General features: G+C 54.3%; 12 protein-coding genes and 2 pseudogenes. 5 read left to right on the top strand and 9 right to left on the bottom strand.

Features of this window, described 5'->3' with window-relative positions:
- Positions 1-215 precede the first annotated feature (215 nt).
- Positions 216-7,934: pseudogene (locus K6K13_RS09570) on the bottom strand (amino acid adenylation domain-containing protein); the annotation flags it as partial.
- Positions 7,935-8,390: 456 nt separating this feature from the next.
- On the opposite strand from K6K13_RS09570, the gene K6K13_RS09565 reads away from it, so the two are divergent.
- Positions 8,391-9,623, top strand: a complete 1,233-nt coding sequence (locus K6K13_RS09565; RefSeq protein ID WP_222160579.1) for an amidohydrolase — start codon at positions 8,391-8,393, stop codon at positions 9,621-9,623.
- A 14-nt stretch (positions 9,624-9,637) separates the two neighbouring features.
- On the opposite strand, the pseudogene K6K13_RS09560 reads toward K6K13_RS09565, so the two are convergent.
- Positions 9,638-10,666, bottom strand: a pseudogene (locus tag K6K13_RS09560) (Gfo/Idh/MocA family protein).
- Between the two features lie 172 nt (positions 10,667-10,838).
- On the opposite strand from K6K13_RS09560, the gene K6K13_RS09555 reads away from it, so the two are divergent.
- Positions 10,839-11,000: a hypothetical protein gene (locus K6K13_RS09555; RefSeq protein ID WP_222160578.1), complete on the top strand. Its 162-nt coding sequence runs from the start codon at positions 10,839-10,841 to the stop codon at positions 10,998-11,000.
- A 37-nt stretch (positions 11,001-11,037) separates the two neighbouring features.
- On the opposite strand, the gene K6K13_RS09550 is transcribed toward K6K13_RS09555, so the two are convergent.
- Positions 11,038-11,916: a hypothetical protein gene (locus K6K13_RS09550; RefSeq protein WP_222160577.1), complete on the bottom strand. Its 879-nt coding sequence runs from the start codon at positions 11,914-11,916 to the stop codon at positions 11,038-11,040.
- Between the two features lie 188 nt (positions 11,917-12,104).
- Here K6K13_RS09550 and kptA point away from each other — a divergent pair, with 188 nt between their 5' ends.
- Positions 12,105-12,647 carry an RNA 2'-phosphotransferase gene (kptA, locus tag K6K13_RS09545; RefSeq protein WP_222160576.1) on the top strand — a complete coding sequence of 181 codons (543 nt, stop codon included), beginning with the start codon at positions 12,105-12,107 and terminating at the stop codon, positions 12,645-12,647.
- A gap of 339 nt (positions 12,648-12,986) precedes the next feature.
- Here kptA and K6K13_RS23180 read toward each other — a convergent pair whose 3' ends face one another.
- Together K6K13_RS23180 and K6K13_RS09535 are read right to left on the bottom strand one after the other, a co-directional pair.
- Entirely contained in the window at positions 12,987-13,190 is a 204-nt protein-coding gene (locus K6K13_RS23180; protein WP_252120462.1) for an HrpE/YscL family type III secretion apparatus protein, read from the bottom strand.
- 292 nt (positions 13,191-13,482) lie between these two features.
- A complete protein-coding gene (locus tag K6K13_RS09535; protein WP_222160574.1) occupies positions 13,483-14,427 on the bottom strand; it encodes a LysR family transcriptional regulator in 945 nt (314 codons plus the stop codon).
- 135 nt (positions 14,428-14,562) lie between these two features.
- Here K6K13_RS09535 and K6K13_RS09530 point away from each other — a divergent pair, with 135 nt between their 5' ends.
- Positions 14,563-15,978 carry a M20 family metallopeptidase gene (locus tag K6K13_RS09530; RefSeq protein WP_222160573.1) on the top strand — a complete coding sequence of 472 codons (1,416 nt, stop codon included), beginning with the start codon at positions 14,563-14,565 and terminating at the stop codon, positions 15,976-15,978.
- A gap of 50 nt (positions 15,979-16,028) precedes the next feature.
- Here the strand turns inward: K6K13_RS09530 and K6K13_RS09525 are convergent, their stop codons facing one another.
- The 4 genes from K6K13_RS09525 to K6K13_RS09510 form a co-directional block, all read right to left on the bottom strand.
- Entirely contained in the window at positions 16,029-16,856 is an 828-nt protein-coding gene (locus K6K13_RS09525) for a MetQ/NlpA family ABC transporter substrate-binding protein (protein ID WP_222160572.1), read from the bottom strand.
- A gap of 67 nt (positions 16,857-16,923) precedes the next feature.
- Positions 16,924-18,036, bottom strand: coding sequence for an o-succinylbenzoate synthase (menC, locus tag K6K13_RS09520; protein ID WP_222160571.1), 1,113 nt, complete (start codon positions 18,034-18,036; stop codon positions 16,924-16,926).
- Positions 18,037-18,069: 33 nt separating this feature from the next.
- On the bottom strand, positions 18,070-18,729 hold the full coding sequence (locus tag K6K13_RS09515; protein ID WP_222160570.1) for a methionine ABC transporter permease: 660 nt from the start codon (positions 18,727-18,729) through the stop codon (positions 18,070-18,072).
- Positions 18,722-19,744, bottom strand: a complete 1,023-nt coding sequence (locus tag K6K13_RS09510; protein WP_222160569.1) for a methionine ABC transporter ATP-binding protein — start codon at positions 19,742-19,744, stop codon at positions 18,722-18,724. Before K6K13_RS09510 ends, K6K13_RS09515 begins: the two co-directional genes overlap by 8 nt.
- A gap of 267 nt (positions 19,745-20,011) precedes the next feature.
- Here K6K13_RS09510 and K6K13_RS09505 point away from each other — a divergent pair, with 267 nt between their 5' ends.
- Positions 20,012-20,803 carry an alpha/beta hydrolase gene (locus K6K13_RS09505; RefSeq protein WP_222160568.1) on the top strand — a complete coding sequence of 264 codons (792 nt, stop codon included), beginning with the start codon at positions 20,012-20,014 and terminating at the stop codon, positions 20,801-20,803.
- Positions 20,804-20,815: the final 12 nt, after the last annotated feature.

Genomic DNA, 20,815 nt, shown 5'->3' with positions numbered 1-20,815 from the left:
GCTGGGCGCTCGGGCCACTGCTGCGCCTGGCTGAAAAAGGCGTCATGCAGCGCCCGATGGTTTGGCATCGGGCCGCCGGTCGTGTTGGCCTGGAGTCGTATCTGGCGCTGCGCAACGGGCAAATCCCTCATCGGCGGCGCCAGCCAATCATTGCCTGCCAACGCGCGCAGCGTGTGGCAGTACCAGGCAAACATCTGCTCAATCATGTCCGGTAAAAACAGCTCTTCCAGATAATCCCAACTGAGCAACACACCATCGGCTAAATCAATGGCCTGATGATCAAGCCACACCTGCGGCGTTTGCGAACAGGTGTAGTTCGGCCAGGGCACCGCTTTAGCCAGCGTATCGGCCACACCCAGCATACTGGTGAACACCACGGGTGCGGCCTGCATCTCATTGCCTGCTCGCTGTGCCAGCGCGCGTTGTACCGAAATCGCAGACACGGAGGCGTGGCCAAGATCGCGCCACACTTGCTCCTGCAACCGCTGGGCGTGCCTTAGCCAGCTCTCGGCGTTATCGGCGTGATACTCTGCCAGCGTCAGCGAGGTAAAATCACCCACGACACGGTTGATGTCGGGATGAAGCGGTTGGCGGTCGAACTGCGTCAAGGTGATCACCAACGCTTTTTGCCCACTCCACCGACTCAATGTTTCCGCAAAGCAGGTCAAGAGCAGCACTGAGGGGGTAATTTGCACCTGACGCGCGCGATCGCTGAGCTGTCGCCACAGTGCGGGTTCGAGCTGCGCTTCCAGTCGACGAAAACGCGGCGTGATGATGGCAGCAGGCACCATCCGTGTCGGCAATGCGGGCGCTGGCGGCAACGCATCAAAGCGCTGCTGCCAGTAGACGATATCCTCTTGCGCCTGTCCCTGCTGCGCACGCCAGCACTGATAATCACGGAACTGTATCGCCAGCGGGGGGAGTTCAGTCTCCGGATTTTGGTAGCATTCGAACCATTCACTAAACAGCGTCAACATGCTTAAACCATCGACAATCAAATTATCGAACAGCACCGCAAGGCGCGATTTCCCAGCACCATAGTCAATCAACGTAATGTCGTAGAGCCTGCCGCTGCTGGCAGACAGAATCTGATGCGCCATTCGGTTTCTGAGCAATGCCAACTGTGCTGACGCATCGGTCAAATGGCGTAAGTCGTGGTAACGGAAGTAAAAATAGGGGACCTCTTCCATGATGGACTGTTGACCATCCTCACTGATAACGCAGCGCAGCATGTCATGCCGCATCACCAACTGGTTCCAGGCGTGCTCAAGTCGCATCAGATCGGCGTGTTGCAGTTCGTATTCGTGGTAGCACTGAGCGGCAATACCTCCCAATACAAACCCGTCGCGCCGCCCCAGCCAATAGGCCTCTTGCACGTCATTCAGCGGGAACGGGTGATAACGCTGCGCGGCGTCATGGTGTAAGCGGATTGGTTGTTCAGGCGTAGCATCCCGCAGCGTTGCCGCAAACGCGTGCAACACCGGCTGGCGAAACAGTGACGCCAGCGAGCCGTGAAACCCCTCCTGGGGCAAGCGGCTGATTAGCCGGGTAGCAATCAGGCTGTCGCCACCGAGTGAAAAAAAGTTCGCCTCACGCGTAACCGTATCCAGATCGAGCAATGCGCCCCACAGCGTTGCCAGAACCTGCTCTGCCCGGCCGACGGGGCGTTCCCCTCCCCGTTCATCACGCAGGCCATTCAGATAGGACTGCATCTCGTCACGAATGGCTGCTCGGTCAATCTTGCCATTGGCCGTCAAGGGCACACGGGCGATGCGTATCAGGTGTTCAGGCACTTCATACTCAGGTAACCACGCCTGCAGCGTTAACTTGATCTCCGCCATCTCGGTGGTCTCAGGACACACCAGTGCGGCAGCTACCTGCGGCGAAGGCGCATCCAGAAGCACGGCAACCGCCTCGTCCACTTCCGGCAGTCGGGTTAACGCGCCTTCGATTTCCGCCAGTTCGATGCGATATCCTCGCACTTTGACTTGCCCATCAGTGCGCCCACAGAAAATCAGAACGCCGTCGTCGCGGTAATAGGCCCGGTCACCAGTGCGGTACCAAGTGGTACCCTGGCGCACAACAAACTTCTCCGCGCTGCGTTGCGCATCACCCATATAACCGTCGGCAAGTCCAGCACCACTGATCCACAGTTCACCTTTCACCCCATTCGGACAATCGCGTTCCTGTCCATCGACAACCCGACAGCGCATGTTCGCCAGCGGCTCGCCATACGGGGCCGCTGGCCACCAGAGGTCATCGGGGGTGACGATGTAGCAAGTCGCGTGGATTGCCGCCTCCGTCATACCGCCCAGGGCCGCAAAGCGCGCTTGAGGCGCCAGCGCCCATAGCTGATGCGGCAAGGCGTACAAGATACGATCGCCGCCCACCATCACCAGCCGCAGCGACTGTGGCAACCCACCGTCATGGGCTGCAATGGTCAACATCTCCACTTGCGCTGGCACGGCGCTGATCACGCTAACCTGCCAGCGAGTCATCAACACCGCCCAGGCGGCCGCATCACGCCACTGAGGCTCTTCGACCACGGCCAGCGAAGCACCGATGCCGAGGAAGGTGAAAATATCAAAAGCCGACAGATCAAAATCCAGTGCAGAAAGCGTCATGGAACGATCGCTGACGCTGAGATCAAAGCGTCGGGTGACGGCATCAATAGTATTGGCAACCGCACGATGGCTCACCACCACCCCTTTGGGTGCTCCAGTGCTACCTGAGGTAAAAATAACGTAGATCGGCGCATGACCCGGCTGAATGACAGGTTCTTGTAACGGGGCACAAGCCAGCGCGGTGCTGAGCGCCACGACGGGAAACGCGGCAGGCCAATCGAGATGTGTCAGGCTCATATCGTCAGTCAGAACACAGCGTACCCGAGCCGCCTGGTAAATCTGCTCGCGGCGTGCCAGCGGTAACGCGATACTGCAAGGAACATAGCAGCCTCCCGCTGCCAACACGCCTAGCACCCCGACAATCTGCGCCGCTCCCTTGCGGTGTGTGATGGCCACCTTGTCACCTGGCTGCATGCCCTGTTGCACCAGATATGCCGCCACGCTCAACGCTTGACGCGTCATCTCACCGTAATGCATTACGCCATGATCGCCCCATACCAGCGCCGTCGCTTGCGGGGCACGTTGTGCTTGAGCAAAAACGCGCAGGTAAGGCACGGTGTTATCACCGAAATCCATCGCCGTTTGGTTGATTTGTGCCCTTAGACGCTGCTGTTCTGTGGGAAGCGACAACGATATTGGCTGGCACCAGTCTGCCTGTACCAGACTTTCGACCAGATGGCAGTATGCGGCAAACAGGCTGTCGATAACGCCGGGTGGAAACAGGGCTTCCACCACGTCCCACTCCAGCAGCAGACACCCATGCGATTCGCTGACTTTGGCATCGAGCCACACCTGCGGCGTTTGCGTCAGCGAATAATGTACGCGGGGAAACGCGTCCGACAGCGCCATCGATGCATCCTTTTCCAGCCCGAGCACGCTGGTGAACACGACGGGCATCGTAGCCATGCTTTGGTCGTGATAACGGGCCAGTTCACGCAAAACCTGCACCCCAGAAAACTGCCGATGGCTTAGCCCTTCCCCCACTTGCTGCTGCAACTGCATGGTCGCTTGACAAAAATCTCTACCCTGCGCAGTTTCATAACCGAGCAGCAGGATAGAGGCGAAATCCCCCACCACGCGGTTAATATCGGGATGCAATGGCTGCCTATCGAACAGCGTGAAGTTCAGCGCCAGTGCAGACTGATTGCTCCAGAACGCCAGCACTTCACCGTAGGCCGCCGCCAGCGCCACGCTGACGGTGATACCATGCCGCTGCGCCTGCGACATAAAACGCTGCCATGACTCCGCGGGTAACACATAGCGCCTGCGCTGGAAGCGGGGTTTCACCACCGTCTCGGGTCTTACCGCCAACGGTAAGGCGGGCGCTGCGGGCAACGTCTTCAGTTGCTCCAGCCAGTAGGCCTTCGCCTGCGGCATCAGTGCCGCACTATGATCCGCCAGCCCACATTGATAATCCCGATAATGGATGCGCAACGCGGGTAATTCCACCGTCGGATTGCGGTATAAAGCATCCCATTCAGTGAACAGGATCATGATGCTACGCCCATCGAACATCATGCTGTCGAGGCTGACCATCAGCCGCTGGCGCGCGTCCCCCCCTTGTTGGTAATCCACCACATGAAGGGAAAACAGCGGCCACTCACGCACATCGTAAACCCGGTGCGACAGCGTATCGCGCCAGGTCTGCAACGCCCCTTCAACATCATCGCAGGCGGTATGGCGTTCAATATGATAAAGCCGCGTGTCGGGTAGCACCTGCTGCTCCCCGGCGTCGGTCACCACCGCACGCAGCATGGCGTGACGCGCGATCAACTGTTGCCAGGCGACTTCAAGGCGTGCGACATCCAGCCCTTCACCATCAAATTCGATATAAAAATGCGAGCCGACGCCGCCCAGCGTCATCTGTTCACTACGACCAATCCAGAAGGCACGCTGAATATCACTGAGTGGAAAGGGTTGATAGCGCGCGGCGTCATCGGCGACCAGCATAGGCAGTGAAACAGCGACTTCTGCTTGAACATAATGGCAAAAATCGCGCAGTTCGGGGGACGTGAATAAAGCATGTAACGGCGCGCTCAACTGCCGTTCGCGTAGCGCCGCAATCAAGCGCGTGGCAATAAGGCTGTCGCCACCCAGAACGAAAAAATTATCCTCACGGCTCACGCTGTCAACGTTCAACAGCATGGCCCACAGCGCGGCAACCTGCCGTTCGATATCGTTTTCAGGCGTGCTACGCGGGGTGCGCGCCAGGTTAATCTGCGATGCGGCGAGGTATTCTACGCTCGCCCTGTCCGTTTTGCCGTTTTCCGTTACCGGCATCGCGGGTATAACTACGTAATGTTCGGGAATGGCATAGCGTGGCAGCAGCGGCTGCAACCAGCCTTGCCAGACGCTGGCGCTATTATTTTCATCGGTCACCAGCGTGGCGCAGAGTTGACGGGTCGCCTGTGCCACTACCGTTACGCAGGCGCTGTGAATGGCGGGATGGCGCATCAGGGCCGCTTCCACCTCACCCGGCTCGATGCGGTGCCCGCGAATCTTGATCTGCTGGTCATTACGCCCGAGATACTCAATGGTGTCATCGGGCCAATAGCGGGCGCGGTCACCACTGCGATACCAGCGTCGCCCGGCACATGCCACAAACTTCACCGCGGTGCGCTCCGCATCGTTACGATACCCCAGCGCCAATCCCGGGCCGCTGACCCACAGTTCTCCGACCACCCAAGGTGGGCAATCCCGCCCCAGAGCATCCACAATACGGCAATACATATTGGGTAGAGGCGTACCAAAAGGCACCAGCGTCCAGCGTGGATCGTCGGCATGCAGCACGAATAACGTGGAGTGGATTGCAGCCTCCGTCATGCCACCCAACCCGACGAAAGGTGCTCCTGCCGTGCGCCGCCACCACCGCTCCGCCAATGCCACCGGAATACGATCGCCCCCCAGCATAACCAGCCGGGCAGAAGACAGTGGCGTGTCTCCGGCTGCGGTGAGGATCATATCCAACAGCGCAGGCACACAACTGATGATGCTGACACCATAGCGCTGTATCAGCGCCAGCCAGGCATGGGCATCCCGGCGTTGCTGTTCGTCAACCACGGCCACGCGAGCGCCGCGGCTCAGGCAGGAGAAAATATCGTAGGCAGAGAGATCGAAATCAAGCGCGGATAGCGTGATCGTACAATCGCTGGGTGTAACAGTGAAATGCGAATCAACACCGTCCACCGTATTGGCAACCGCGCGGTGCGAAACCGCAACGCCTTTCGGTTGCCCGGTGGTGCCGGAGGTAAAGATGACATACATCGCCCGCTGTTCATCCACCTCGGCCGATGCCGCAAGCGGCAACGCCTGCAGCCCTTGCACCAGCGGAAGCACCGGGATACCCCGCGGCCATTCAGGCTGATAAGCACTGTGGGAGTCACAAAGCACCAGTGCTACATTCGCCAGACGATACACGGCTTCGCGGCGCGCCAGCGGAATATCAATACCGCAAGGAACATAGGTTGCCCCCGCAGCCAGAACGCCTAATACTGCCATCACCTGCTCCGGCCCCTTCCCCATACTGATGGCAACACTGTCACCCGTTTTGATGCCCTGCTCATGGAGAAAACGCGCAATGCACAAGGCATTTTGCGCCAATTCACCGTAATGCAGTACGCCGTGCTCCCCCCACTGCAAGGCGATAGCATCGGGATCTCGCTCGGCGTGCATGAAGAATCGATGCAGCAGCGTCGGCGCATTGGCCGGTTCGGCAATCTCTGGCGGCCAGGGGGCTACCGGCGGTGGCACTGGCTGTGGGCGCTGCCAGCACGTAATATCGTTAAGTAACGCGTGCACCTGTTGCTGAAATCCCTCGAACATGGCATCGATCACACCGGGTGCAAATCTGTCAGCACGCACATCCCAATTCAGCATGATGCCGTTCAGGTATTCAGTAGCCTGTGCATCAATCAACACCTGCGGCCCCTGAGAAACCGACCACACGGGCTCCCCTAACACCGCGCGCACTGGTGGTTCAAAGAGATCGCCCAGCGCCAATGCGCTGGTAAACACCACCGGAGCCAGACTGGCATTGATCTGTTGCTGCCGCGACAGATCGCGTAGCACATCAACGCCACTCCACGCCGTATGTGCCAGCGCCCGGTGAAGCTGGGTTTGCAGTTGACGCGCCTGCTCGATAATGCTCGCAGCACTGCTCGGCTCAACGTTAATCAGCACTGAGCTGGAAAAATCGCCCACCAACCGATCGGCGTCTTCTATCTCTTCATCGCGGGAAAACACTGGTAAATTCAACAGAAAGGGGGCACCGCCGCTCCATAAACCAATACACTCGCCAAAAATCGTTGCCAGCACGACCGGGACGCTTAGCCCGAATTGGTGACTCATCGTCGTCAATTGCTGCTGCTGCGTAGGGTTGAGCCACAGATAGCGTCTTTCGGTTACCGGTACGGTTTTTTCTGATGATTGAAGGGGCAAAGCGGGCGATGTCGCCAAGCGGGATAACTGCGTTTGCCACCATGCTCTGTCCTGCTCACGACGGTGTTCATGCTTCTCTTGCCAGCGCTGTTGGTAGTCACGATAGCTTGACCGCAACGGCGGTAACGCATAATCCGGTTGGCGATAGCTTTGCGCCAACTCACGCAGCAAGAGACGCAGGCTCGTGGCATCGCCAGCGATCATATCCAAATCGATATGCAGCCGACTGTCTCCTGTTGGCAGCAGCGATAACGCCAACATCAGCGTTTCACCATTGGCAATATCCAACTGCTGATGGGTATAGCGCTGACGCAACGCGGCCAGACTCCCATGACACTGCTCCGCAGACAGCTCGCGCAAATCATTGATCTGTAGCTGACAAGGGCTATCTGGCGCAATGTGCAAACGCGCGTCCTGATCAATACGCAACCGTAGCATGTCATGGCGTTGAATCAGGCGGTTCAGCGCGTTCGCCAGCCGTTCTGGATCGAGCGCTTTACCGTCCAATTCAGCATAAAAATGAGCGCTTACACCTCCAAGTTGTTGCCGCTCGTTACGCCCAATCCAAAAGGCGTGCTGCATAGTGGCAAGTTCGAACCCTGGCGTATCGCACGGCGGGGCATCCGTATCGGCCACCGTGCGATAGGCTTTTGCAGCAGAGATCACCTCACGCCACTCTTTAACGGTCCGTTTATCGATAAAATCTGAGAAAGTGACGGCGATCCCCTCGCGCCGTAACCAGGTCGCGGCACGCATGGTGCGCATCGAGTACATGCCATAGTGCATCAGATTACTGTCGTCGTGTAATGCTGCTTCGGGAACATCGAGTATCCTGCTCAATAAAGGGATCAACAGCGCATCCTTTTTGGCCATCTGGTTCACTCTCCTTTTGCTTGCCGAAGTCCGACTTCGGCTTGACTCACTGACAGAGACCTATGATGTTTATTTATTGCTGCCAAGATCATGTTTTATAAGCTATGCCAAAAGACATTCACCTATGTGTTCAGCTAAAATAACGGCAACGTTGAGATTTCTGCATTCAGAAAACAGGAATACCTTGTTTAAATCTGCCACGTTTAAACCCAGCGATATGCTATCCCTGCTTTTTCGTTGGCCTTTTCTCTTTGTGAAATAAATATTTATACGCGGCATATAAGCACGTAGGAAAATATAAGCAGGTGCATTATTCTGCTTTTATTCACCGTGCGGAAAAGCGCGAGCGGCAGCGGTCGTTCTGCTTTACAGTCATAAAATATAACCAGACGATATTTATTTCGCGTCAAGGGATCCGCTACGGTTGATAGCAGGCAATCCATGGGGAGAAGTGAGATGACAACCCGTAAACCTGCGCCAGATGCGCCCTGTAGTATCAATCCGCTTAGCATTGATTCGTTAGCACGTCGCGTTATTGAATGGCGTCGTGAGCTCCATCAATTTCCTGAACTGTCTGAGCAGGAGTACCAGACCACCCAACGCATTACCCGCTGGCTGCACCAACTGTCGATCGCCCCTTTACCCATTCCGTTGCAAACCGGCGTTGTCGCCGATATCGGTGCATCTTCGGGGCCAGTGGTTGCGCTACGCGCGGATATTGATGCGTTACCGATCGTCGAAGACACCGATGTCCCCTTCCCCTCACAACATTCTGGCGTGATGCACGCATGCGGACATGATTTTCATACTGCGGTGATGCTCGGTGCAGCGGGACTGCTGAAAGCCCGAGAAGCGCAGTTGCCGGGCCGCGTACGCCTGCTGTTTCAACCCGCGGAAGAGGTTTCTGTCGGTGCACGACAACTGATTCACGCCGGCGCGCTACAGCCCGTCTCCGCCGTGTTTGGCTTACACAACGCGCCGGAGTTGCCAAGCGGCACATTTGCTACGCGCTCAGGAGCCTTTTACGCCAACGTTGACCGATTCTCTATTCGTATCACCGGTAAAGGGGCTCATGCCGCCAAGCCGGAAGAAGGGATCGACAGCATTATCGCCGCCAGTCACATTGTCATCGCTCTGCAAACGCTTCCCAGTCGCCGGGTCAGTTCACTGGAATCGCTGGTGGTTAGCGTGACGCGCATCGAAGGCGGCAATACCTGGAATGTGTTACCACAAACGGTCGAATTGGAAGGAACGGTACGAACCTACAGCACGCAGGTACGGGAACAGGTGCCAGACATGATGCGTCAGGTTATCCACGGTACCGCTGCCGCACTGGGCGCACAGGCCGAGTTGGCGTGGCACCCCGGCCCCCCTTCGGTGGTCAATACGCCGTTTTGGGCTGACTTCAGTAGACAAGTTGCCGCAGAACAAGGTTATCAGGTTGAAATCGCTGAACGGCAGATGGGTGGAGAAGACTTTGCGCTTTATTTGCAAAGTGGCCCCGGTACGTTTGTCAGTATCGGTTCTGGCAGCCCGTTTGGCCTGCACCATCCAGGTTTCAATCCTGATGAATCGGCTATCTATCCTGCATCGCGCTATTTTGCAGCACTGGCAGAAGCCGCATTGCATCAACTGGCGCAAGAGCAACACACGGCAGCGACGAGCAAGGCAACGTCACCAACGGCGTGATGCCGTTTAGCAGATTATTCCCCCCTGGTTGGAGTAATCTGCTGCGCCATGCGTTGAGCGCGCAGCGCCAATTCCGTCACGGTGAACACCCATTGCTGCGTCATGGCGTTTTCGGTGCGGTGTAGGCAATCCTGCACAAATTCGTGGAAAAAGCGCCGCTCGACGTTGCCCGCTGTCGCAATACGCTGCTCGCCATCCTTGTTGACCAGATAGAGGATGTTACTTTCGCCGCGGGTGATGTCGACATATTTACGCAGTTCAATATATCCCTCGGTGCCCAAAATGGTAAGGCGCCCATCGCCCCAGGCGCTAAGCCCATCCGGCGTAAACCAGTCACAGCGAAAATAGCCTGTGGCTCCATTTTCACCGCGCAGCATGGCATCGCCAAAATCCTCGAACTCAGGCGCGTGTGGGTGTTGATAATTGGCCACCTGACTGGCAACCACGCTCGCCGCCGTATTGCCGGTAAAATAGAGGAACTGCTCGATTTGATGAATACCAATGTCACATAAAATACCGCCGTAGCGGTGGCGCTGGTAAAACCAGTCAGGGCGTGCACCGCGCTCACGATGCGGCCCGACGCCGATCGTCTGGAGAACCCGCCCTATCGCACCTTGCCGCACCAATTCTCACGCGTACAACACACTGTCCACCACCACATGCTCATTAAAATAAACGGCATATTTTCGCCCGGTCTGTGCCACTGCGGCTTTTACCGCATTCAACTGCGCCAAGGTGGTCAGCGGCGGTTTGTCAGTAAAATAGTCTTTACCTGCCGCCATGACACACAGCCCCAGATCGGCACGTTCATCAGGCACCGCCGCGCTTGCTACCAGTTGGATCGCTGGGTTTGTCAGAATAGCGTCAACGCTGCTCGCCATCGCCACCTCTGGAAAACGCGCGGCAAAGCGTTCACGCTTCATCGGATCAGGATCGTACACTGCAACCAGCTCCGCGCCTGCACCCATCAGATGGCTGCACATATCATAGATATGGGTGTGCTCTAACTGCACTGCGGCAAAACGCAGTTTCTCGACGCTCATATGACCTCCGGTATCCTACGGGACGGCGGGAAGACAGTGGGCGTAAAAACCTTTACACTGTGCGTTCCTCATCCGTTGTGATCTGACTAGCATGTTGGTCAGACGCCGTGTAGCCCATGCCCGTTCCGAGCACGGTAACATGTACAGCATTATTCAATGAAATAGTCTGCTTATGACCAAAAAATGTCTGCTGATCGCCATCATAGTGTTACTGCTTTATCTCAATCGCGATGCCCTGAACCCGTTTAAACCCGATTGCACGACGATACCCGCTGGCGCCCCCAAACCCGATGCCTGCCAGGTAAAAGAGGTCGCGCCGGGATTTGAGATTTGACGCGTCTTACACCGGGATTTTGCTCGGGCAAGTACATTTAGTTGGTTAGCACCGTGCGGATCACGGCTGCGGCTTGTTGTGGCGGCAGTGCCAGAATGTGACGATACAGTTGTAATGTAATATCACAGGCTTTTTTGCGATCAACCTGTTTTGCCGCGGGATCTGCAATCATTTGCAAATCAGCGCCGTATTGCCCGTATAACCGCTGTATTACCGGCTGTAATGCGTGTGCAGCGGCGGCGTCTTCTCGCGGTTTATCGGCGACTCGTGGGGAGGTATACGACGCCGCCACTAATTCACTATCCGCATTCATTCGACGCTGAATAAGCTCAGCCGAATTCAGCGCTAGCGGATTCACGCCGCCGCTGACAAAAGGAAAGAAAAATTTGAAACAGGCCTCATCGCTCTGCTGTTGAATATTCTCACCCTGTTCCAGCATTACTTTCAGCGTAGAGATAACCTTGTCATCAGGCGCAGGATAAAGACGGGACAGTAAAAAAGCCGATGAATCAGCCTGCACCAGATCGATCGCCTGCTGAAGATCTTTGCCCTCAGCTTTAGCGTCAACAACTTTTTCCTTGAGGGCCTGATAGGTATCCGGGGCATATTGTTTAATGGCTTGAAAAATTGGCAGTTTCACCATTGATGATTCTGCATATTGCAATTCCAGTGAACGTGCTTTATCCGGCATCAGGTACGCCGTATCAATCACATTCCACCCGATAATCACAGCAACGAAGATAACAACCCACGTAGTTTTACCAATCCATTGTTTCTTCCTCATCAACGTGAGAACGCTTGCCACGACAAGCGCAACGGCCGCCGAGAAGAACACATGCTGCCAATTCATCGAAACTCCTTGTAAGTTTTTTTTACGCTTTTGTTGCGCTGAAAAACAATGCGCATTTTGCTCCACGTGGCTTTAGTATACCGTTGTTTTGCGACATGCCAGCGTAGATCGCTGCCTTTGGTTCCGTACCACCGGGTAAAAGATGGCGGTGATCGCTGAGCTGGCGCTATTGATTATCATGTTGGCGAGCTAACTACAATCATATGATCTATAAATAAAACCCATTGCTTCCAACGTTATTGGCGAGGTTCAACATGAGCAAAAAACATACCGAAGTAAGCCAATTTTTAAGTTACGTCTTACGCCATCAACCTCAGTCAATTGGCTTAACTTTAGACAGTGAAGGTTTGGCGGATATCAACACATTGATTGCCTGTGCTAGCAAGGCTAAAAACATGCTTACTCAACAACTTATCCACGCTGTTGTTGAGAGTAGTGATAAAAAACGGTTTGCTATTTCAGAGGATGGACGCTGCATCCGAGCTGTTCAAGGGCATTCAGTGCAACAAGTAGATATTTGCTTTAACGAGAAAATGCCCCCAGAATTCTTGTATCATGGCACTGCAACACGTTTTTTGGAGGCTATCAAAGAACAAGGTCTACTGGCTGGATCACGCCAATATGTACATTTGTCGAGTGATGAAACTACGGCTATAGCCATTGGACAACGACACGGTAAACCAACTGTATTAAAAATTAATGCCTTATTAATGTACCAACAGGGCATTAAATTCTACCAAGCACCGAATGGTGTTTGGATGAGTAAAACGGTACCTACTGGGTTCATTGATTTGTAATGATAGTTTCATTTCCTAACGTCACTCTATCAGCAAAGACCTCGACCACTCTATTTTCAGATAAGAAAGCAATCTGGTCGTGTTTTACGGGTCTGATACGCGCTGTTAACAACGCGCACTGTGATTAATGTTGTTTGGGATAATAGAGGGAAAAATGGAAAACGTTATAAAGCGCCAGAGAGTTGCATTGGCGGATTTTATTGACATTGGTGCGTGACTTTATTTCACTACGGAAAAAACAAAGGGCTTTATTATTCCGTGAAGCTGCTGAAATCCACCTGTAACACTTTATTTTAGCCAATCGTCATTCCCATAATAAGAGATCATGCTATAAAGGCGTTACCACCTCAAGGCAAATGCGCCCCCTTCCGTCATTAACCGCATTTCACCCGGCAGTAATTTTGCGTCGGCTTCAAGACGCCAGCCTAAATGCGTGTGTTGACTCAACCACGCTGCCACGTCGGTTTGTTGCTGTGGATGGCAATACAGTACGCCCCGCCCCTCACCGCCTTGGCGGCGTAACGCCCCTCGCAGCAGGGCCATTGAAAAGGTTTGTTTAGGTGAAAACGCTTTTATGGGGTAAACAGCGTCAAATCGGTAGATAACAGGGCCATAAAAACAAACAGCGTCTTTCCTGTTGGCATAACATGCCATCGGCCGCTTGCGTAACATAACGAATCTCCATGTGTTTGTTCAACAAAGAACCGTCAACCCTACAAGACGGCTAGAACAACGCGAGTTGCTTTGCCGATGCATCGTCTATGCTACCGCAATGTTATCGAGGTTGTTCTGAACACAAAATCCGATTTTTACCTGAAGTCATCAGTGAACGGCTTTAGCTCACGGTCAGCGACTCATCGCTCTCAAACAGCGAATCACAGTAACGCTCCGCATCGTAAAATTCGTCTTGCATCATCGCGATAAACGCCTGCTGCACATATGTGAGTGTATGTCCGGACTGGATTTGCACCTGCAAGGCACGCTGTTCCAGTTGTCGCATCGCCAACTTCGCCAGCCGGAGCGGCGCTTGTCGGCACTTATACATCACCGAATAAAAGCTACATGCCGTTACCGCCTGCGGCGTGGAAAGTACATAGTGATAGAGGGTGGTAAAGTTGCTGCAACAGAGCGTGGGCTCCAGATAAGTGCCCTGCATGCGGCAGGAGAGATCGAACAGTTGACGCAGCGTGGTGGTCGGTTCAGGCAATGCCAACGGGTAAGTGGCCAGATCGGCTAACAGAACGGTGTTGCCTGCCAGCGGGTGATCCTCCGCCATCAACAGCAGTAACGGCGCAGGTAGCGAAAGCAGTACTTCAACACCGTGCTCTGGCGCAAACGCAAATTGCAACGCGATGTCCACTTCACCGTGACGAACCATCTGCGAGACCTGTTGTGCCGATCCCACTTTTAAGTGGAACGCGGTTTCCGGGTGGGATTGCTGAAACCGGGCAAACAGATTGGGCAATGCATCGAAAGCCATTCCTTCGGTGCATCCGACGCTAATCTGCGTTTTATGTTGCGCGCTCAGTCCCTGAATTTCTGCCACCGCCGCGTCTAAATCCATCATGCTTTTACGCACATGATTTTCCAGAATACGGCCTGCATCAGTCAAAATCATGCCGCGCGCGTGGCGCTCAAACAGAGACACGCCCATACGTTCTTCCAAACGCTGAACCTGTCGACTGATGGCGGACACCGCCACGAAGAGCTGCTGACTGGCGGCACTCAGTGAGCCCGTCGTTGCCACAGCCAGAAAATAACGGAGTTCACTGCTCAACATAATCTAAGAAATTCCCAATAGGCCGTTCGAGGTTTATATGAAAAGCAAAGCTTGATTGCAAATTTTATTATGGTGGCAAACCCCGTTTTTCCCTTAAATAGCCTTTGCTTTTCCAAAACAATCATAAAGGAATCTATGACACGTTCCGATGTCATTCGCCGCGCCACCCGCTGTGTGACGCGTGGTGATTTTGCTCACACGCTGGCGCGCCGCCTGGCGCTGGCCACCGAGAGCCAGAAACCCGATAATCATGCCGCCTTGCGCGCTTATCTGAGCGATGAGCTGCGTCCGGCATTGGAAACCATGGGCTTTATCTGCCATTTTCTTACCACAGAGGCCGCACCGGAGATGCCCTTTATGTTGGCAGAGCGCATCGAAGATCCTGCGTTCCCCACTCTCCTTTCTTATGGGCACGGGGATGTGGTGTTCGGTGATGCGGCCAACTGGCGCGCAGGCTTGGATCCGTGGCAACTGATCGCAGAGCAGGACCGCTGGTACGGACGCGGCAGCGCGGATAATAAAGGCCAGCACACGATCAATTTACTGGCGCTGGAACAGGTCTATCTGGCACGCGGTGCGCGGCTGGGGTTCAACTGCAAGCTGTTGTTTGAAATGGGCGAAGAGATTGGTTCTCCGGGGCTGGCCGAAGTATGTCGCCAACACGCAGCGCTGCTGGCAGCGGATATTTTTATCGCCTCCGATGGTCCACGCTTGCATGCCGATCGTCCAACGCTGTTTTTAGGCTCCCGCGGCTGCATTAACTTTAAACTGCATGTGCGCGGGCGCGATCGCGCCTATCACTCTGGCAACTGGGGGGGACGGCTCAGCAACCCCGGCACACAGCTTGCCAACGCCATCGCCACGCTGGTTGACGGCAGCGGCAAGATTCTGATCGACGATTTACTGCCGCCACCGATGACGCCTGCGCTGCGCACGATACTGCAAGATGTGATACCGGCGGGTAATCCAGGCGACCCAGACATCGACCCACACTGGGGTGAGCCGGGTCTGAGCGCCGCAGAGAAATTGCTGGGATGGAACGCGCTTGAGGTGCTCTCGTTTGTTACCGGCAATCCGCCACGTCCGGTCAACGCCATTCCGGCGTCGGCGACGGCCGTATGCCAACTGCGCTTTGTGGTCGGTACTGACAGTGACCGGCTGATTGACCATGTGCGTCGTCATTTGGCCCAGCACGGCTACGGGCATATTGACGTTGAACTGCTCAACAGCTCCCCCGCCACCCGTTTTGATCCACAAAATCCGCTGGTAGATTGGACACTGGACCTAATGCGCGAAATCAGCGGTAAGTCACCAACGCTGCTGCCCAATCTGGGTGGCTCACTGCCCAATGATGTATTTGCGGATATTCTGGGATTGCCGACACTGTGGATCCCCCACTCTTATCCCACCTGCGGACAGCATGCGGTCAATGAGCACCTGCTAAAACCAGTGGTGGAGGAAGGTACGGCGATCATGACAGGGTTGTTCTGGGAACTGGGAGAACAAGGTAGCGCCCTGTTGGCAAAACATCGCGAGTATAGCCAGGAATAAAGTACGAAAAAGGCCGCTTACGCGGCCTTTGCAAAGTGGAGAGAACAGGATTACGGTTTGTGACGCGCCGTCATCCATTCTGGTTTCTGGAACGCAGAGAACATGGTGTCTTTACGATCGAAAAAGGCTTCAAACTCCGGTGATTCAACAGCCGCTTTCAAATCCTGCGCAAAAGGCTTATCGGCATCTTCTGTTCGCACCACGATCATGTTTTTCAGGTCTTCCGGCAGAATATCCAACTGAATGGCATCGGCCAATTTCAAACCCGCAGAAATGGCAAAATTGGCGTTGATCAGTGACCCGGTTACGCCGCCTAGCGCGCGTGGCAGTTGTGCCGCTTCCAACGGTTTAAACACCAAACCCTTGGGGTTTTCGGTGATATCGCGTAGCGATGCCTTGGTGGGGGTAATATCCGGGTTAATCTTGATCAGCCCATATTTCTGCAAAAAATCTAACGAACGCGCCAGATTGGACGGATCGTTCGGCAGCGTCACCACATCACCGGCTTTCAGTTCATCAAGATGTTTCACCTTGTTGGAATAGAAGCCCATGCTCGCCGTCGGTACGGTGATCACTTCAGACAGTTTCAATCCTTTGTCAGCGCTAAAACGATCCAGATAGCGGCGGTTTTGGAACAAGTTGGCATCAATGCTGTTGTTGGACAGCGCCAAATTAGGCTGAATATAGTCACTGAATTCGCGCACAGTTACGGTATAGCCTTTCTTAGCCAGCTCCGGTTTGATGGCTTGTTTTACCATATCGCCATAGGGACCGGGTGAAACGCCGATCGTGATCTCTTTAGCCGCATCAGCGGCATAAGCTTGTCCGAACCCCAGCAAGGGAACGAGCAGCAGCGGTAACCATTTTTTGAATGTCATGTTGCGTTTCCTGTTTTAGTAGAGTGGGCGTTTCCCTGGTGTTGACGCCCCAATGCTGAATCCAGCATTAAAATTGAAACGTTTCTTCGCCGTAGCAGTAGCGTTGATACAGCGTGGGATTGATATCAAAACCAATCCCGGGTGCGTTTGGCACCGCGACACAGCTATCCGCATCCATTTCCACCAGCGGTAGCATAAAATCTTCATGCCAGTAGCGGCTGGAAGGCGGAATATCGTGGGCGTAAACGAAGTTGGGCAACGTCGCCACCGCAATGTTGTGCGCTTTGCCCACCGTGGTGTCTAGCATGCCACCACACCATACGGGGATCTGGTTCGCCTGACAGTAGTCATGGATCAGTAGGGTCTCGGTGATACCACCCACCCGCGCCACTTTGATATTGATGATGCGGGCGCTGCCCAACTCGATGGCTTTGCGCGCGTCTTCTACTGAGGCAATGCTTTCATCCAAACAAATGGGGGTAGCAATCGCCGCCTGAAGTTTGCGGTGATCGACGATGTCATCGTGCGCTAGTGGCTGTTCAATCATCAACAAATTGAAACGGTCGAGACGCTTGAAGAAATCGATATCGTCCAACGAATAGGCGGAGTTGGCATCGGCCATCAGTGTGATATCGCCAAAGGTGCTGCGCAGCGCCTCGATGTAATCGATATCCTTGCCCGGTTTGATTTTTATCTTGATACGGCGATAGCCCTCTTCCAGATAGCCAGCGACCACCTCGACCAACTTTTGCGGGGAAGATTGAATACCGATGCTGACCCCCGCTTCCACCCGATCGCGCGTGCCACCAATCGCCTGATGCAGCGAAATGCCTTGCTGCTTGGCAAAGGCATCCCAGATACCGCCTTCAATCGCCGCTTTAGCACAATTATTGCGTTTAACCGGCATAAAGATTTCACGCACTTCAGAGGGATGGGAAATCGTTCCGGCCTGTTTCACCATCGGGATCAGAAAATCCCGCATGATGTGCCAGGCAGTAACGTTCGTCTCTTCGTTATAGAACGGCAACGAAATCGCGGAGCAGTCACCGTAACCGATAACGCCTCCGGCATGGACTTCCGCAATGGTAAAGTGCTTTTCCGTTTGGGTGGCAAAACTGGTGGTAAACGGCGTCTTCAGCGCCATCTTCATTTTGCGCAGTACAATCTTGTCAATTTTCATGCGTCTTTAACCCTGTATTCTCAGTGTCTGGCCTCAGCGTTTCTCACGCTTGTTGGCCCGGCGTGATACCCAATCCCCGGCGGTTTGCACCAGTTGCACCAGTACGACCAGCGCGATCACGGTGATCACCATCACTTCGGTTTCATAACGGTAATAGCCAAAACGGATCGCCAGATCTCCGACGCCACCGCCACCCACAATACCGGCCATCGCCGAATAACCAATCAGGCTGACCAGTGTAATAGTCAATCCACGCAGCAGCCCCGCCAACGCTTCCGGCAACAAAACGGTAGCAATGATCCGCATCGGGCTGGCACCAAACGCCTCAGCCGCTTCCACGATACCGGGATCAACCTCACGCAGCGCGGAGTCCACCAGTCGGGCATAAAATGCGATGGCCGCCACCGACATCGGCACTGCCGCCGCCACCGGACCAATGGTGCTGCCCAACAACCACTGCGTAAGCGGCAACAGCAACACCAGCAGAATCACAAACGGCACCGAGCGGATAATATTGACCAGCACGGTGGAGAGCAGGTAGACCACGCGGTTCTGCCAGAAAAGATGCCGATCGGTCACATAAATGGCGATACCGAGCGGCAACCCAAGCAACACCGCGCCCAACGTCGAAATCGACACCATGGTAAAGGTTTCACCAAACGCAACGCTCAATTCACCCATTAACTCATTCATGGACAACCTCCACGCCAAAGGTGTGTTGACCAATATAGGCCAGTGCGGCACCGACGTTCTCTGCCTGTGCGCCATCCTGATGCGAAATCTGAGCAACGATATGCCCGAGCGCACGCTCATTGATGTATTCAATATTGCCGTGCAGGATATTGATTGAAACCTGAAAACGCTGAGCCACTTCGGATAGCACCGGTTGCTCTACGGAGTCATCGGCAAACATGATTTTCAGCAACGGGCCTTTGTCTGAGCGATAAAACCGCTCGGGTAAATCTATCTTGTTGGCGTGCTGCACCAACTGCCGGGTAAAAGGGTGTTTTGGCGCGCAGAACACATCAAACACATCCCCTTCCTCCACGATATTGCCGCCATTCATCACCGCCATACGGTGGCAGATGCTTTTGATGACGTTCATTTCGTGGGAGATAAGCACCATGGTAATGCCCAACTGGCGATTAATATTTTTCAGTAGTGCCAGAATCGATGCTGAGGTTTCCAGATCGAGCGCCGAGGTCGGTTCATCGCACAACAACACATCAGGATGGTTGGCAATGGCGCGAGCAATACCCACCCGTTGTTTTTGTCCGCCGCTCAACTGCGCCGGATAGGCATCACCACGTTCGGACAGCCCGACCAGTTCAAGAATTTCCGGCACCCGTTGCGCGATCTCCGCGCGGGATTTCCCGGCGGCACGCAAACTAAATGCCACGTTTTCAAACACGGTGCGGGTATGCATCAGGTTAAAATGCTGGAATATCATACCAATACGCTGACGATGCTGGCGTAATTCGCGTCCCGACGCCTGGCTGATGAGCGTCTCACCGATACGGATACGGCCCTGCGTAGGACGTTGCAACATATTGATAGTGCGTAGCAGCGTGCTTTTCCCTGCACCGCTGGTGCCGACAATGCCGAATACTTCGCCGGAGCGGATCGTTAAATTAACATCGTTGACGGCTCTGACCTGACCGGTGTTACCACCGGGAAAGTCCACGCACACGCCTTCTAACCGAATCATGACCGGGTTAACTCCTCTCGTGAATGCGGATAATGGATACGTTGCAGGAACATCGCTACTGACGGAATACGGCTGTGCGCGGCCTGTCTGTTTGGCTACTTATTTATGTCACGAGGGGAACGTCAAGATAAATAACATATATAAAACAACAATATAAACATTATTATATCGTTATGTTAAAGTAGTGAGAAATGAGCGTTGCGTCAATGAATAAAAAAGCAAACCAGCTTTCTCATTTTTAGAAGAGAGGACTAAGGAAACAGGGTTATGCACAACAACCTGCAATATCAGGTTTTTACGGAACAATATGGTACTGACCCGCACCAGACCGGGGATTTATACATCCCCGCCCAGAAAAGTAAAGGGACCGTCTGCCTGTTCCATGGCGGTTTCTGGAAAATGCCTTACGATAAAAGCCAACTCGATGCGGTGGCAGTAAAACTGGTTGAGAACACCTTTTGTGTCTGGAATATCGAATATCGTCGAGTCGGCTATCTCCCGCAAGGATACCCTGAGACGTTTATTGATGCGATCGCCGCCATCAATCAATTAGCGCCGTTAAGTAAAAAATATCCCCAGTTGGCTCCGCGTCCATTATATGTCGCCGGTCATTCTGCGGGAGGGCATTTGAGTCTGTGGCTAGGCAATCATAAAGCTCGCTTGGGTAAGCATGCATTGACCATTGTTCCCGACGTGTTCATCGGTCTGGCCCCAGTGGTTGATTTAGTAGAAAGCTACCGCGACATGCAACGACGGGAATTTATCACGGCATTCCTCGGTTGCACGCCCGATGAAAATAGGGATATTTACCACCAGACCTCTCCTATCGCCCTGCTACCTGCACAGGGTAAACAGGTTATTTTTCACGGCGAGCATGATGAAGTACTCCCGATTGGCGAAATAGACGACTATGCACGGCAAGCTCGGCAAAATGGCACTCCCGTCGAACAAATATACATCGCGCAGGGAACCCACATGGATTTTTGCGATCCGGATAGCTCATCAACCTCTCGTTTTATCCATTGGCTCAATGCGCAATCTGAGCTGCAGGCCGTGTAACCATGTTGCAAA

This window comes from Symbiopectobacterium purcellii (genome assembly GCF_019797845.1).
Classification (GTDB): Bacteria; Pseudomonadota; Gammaproteobacteria; order Enterobacterales; family Enterobacteriaceae; genus Symbiopectobacterium; species Symbiopectobacterium purcellii.
The sequence above is the reverse complement of the archived record's forward strand: the minus strand, read 5'-3'. Positions and strand labels throughout refer to the sequence as shown.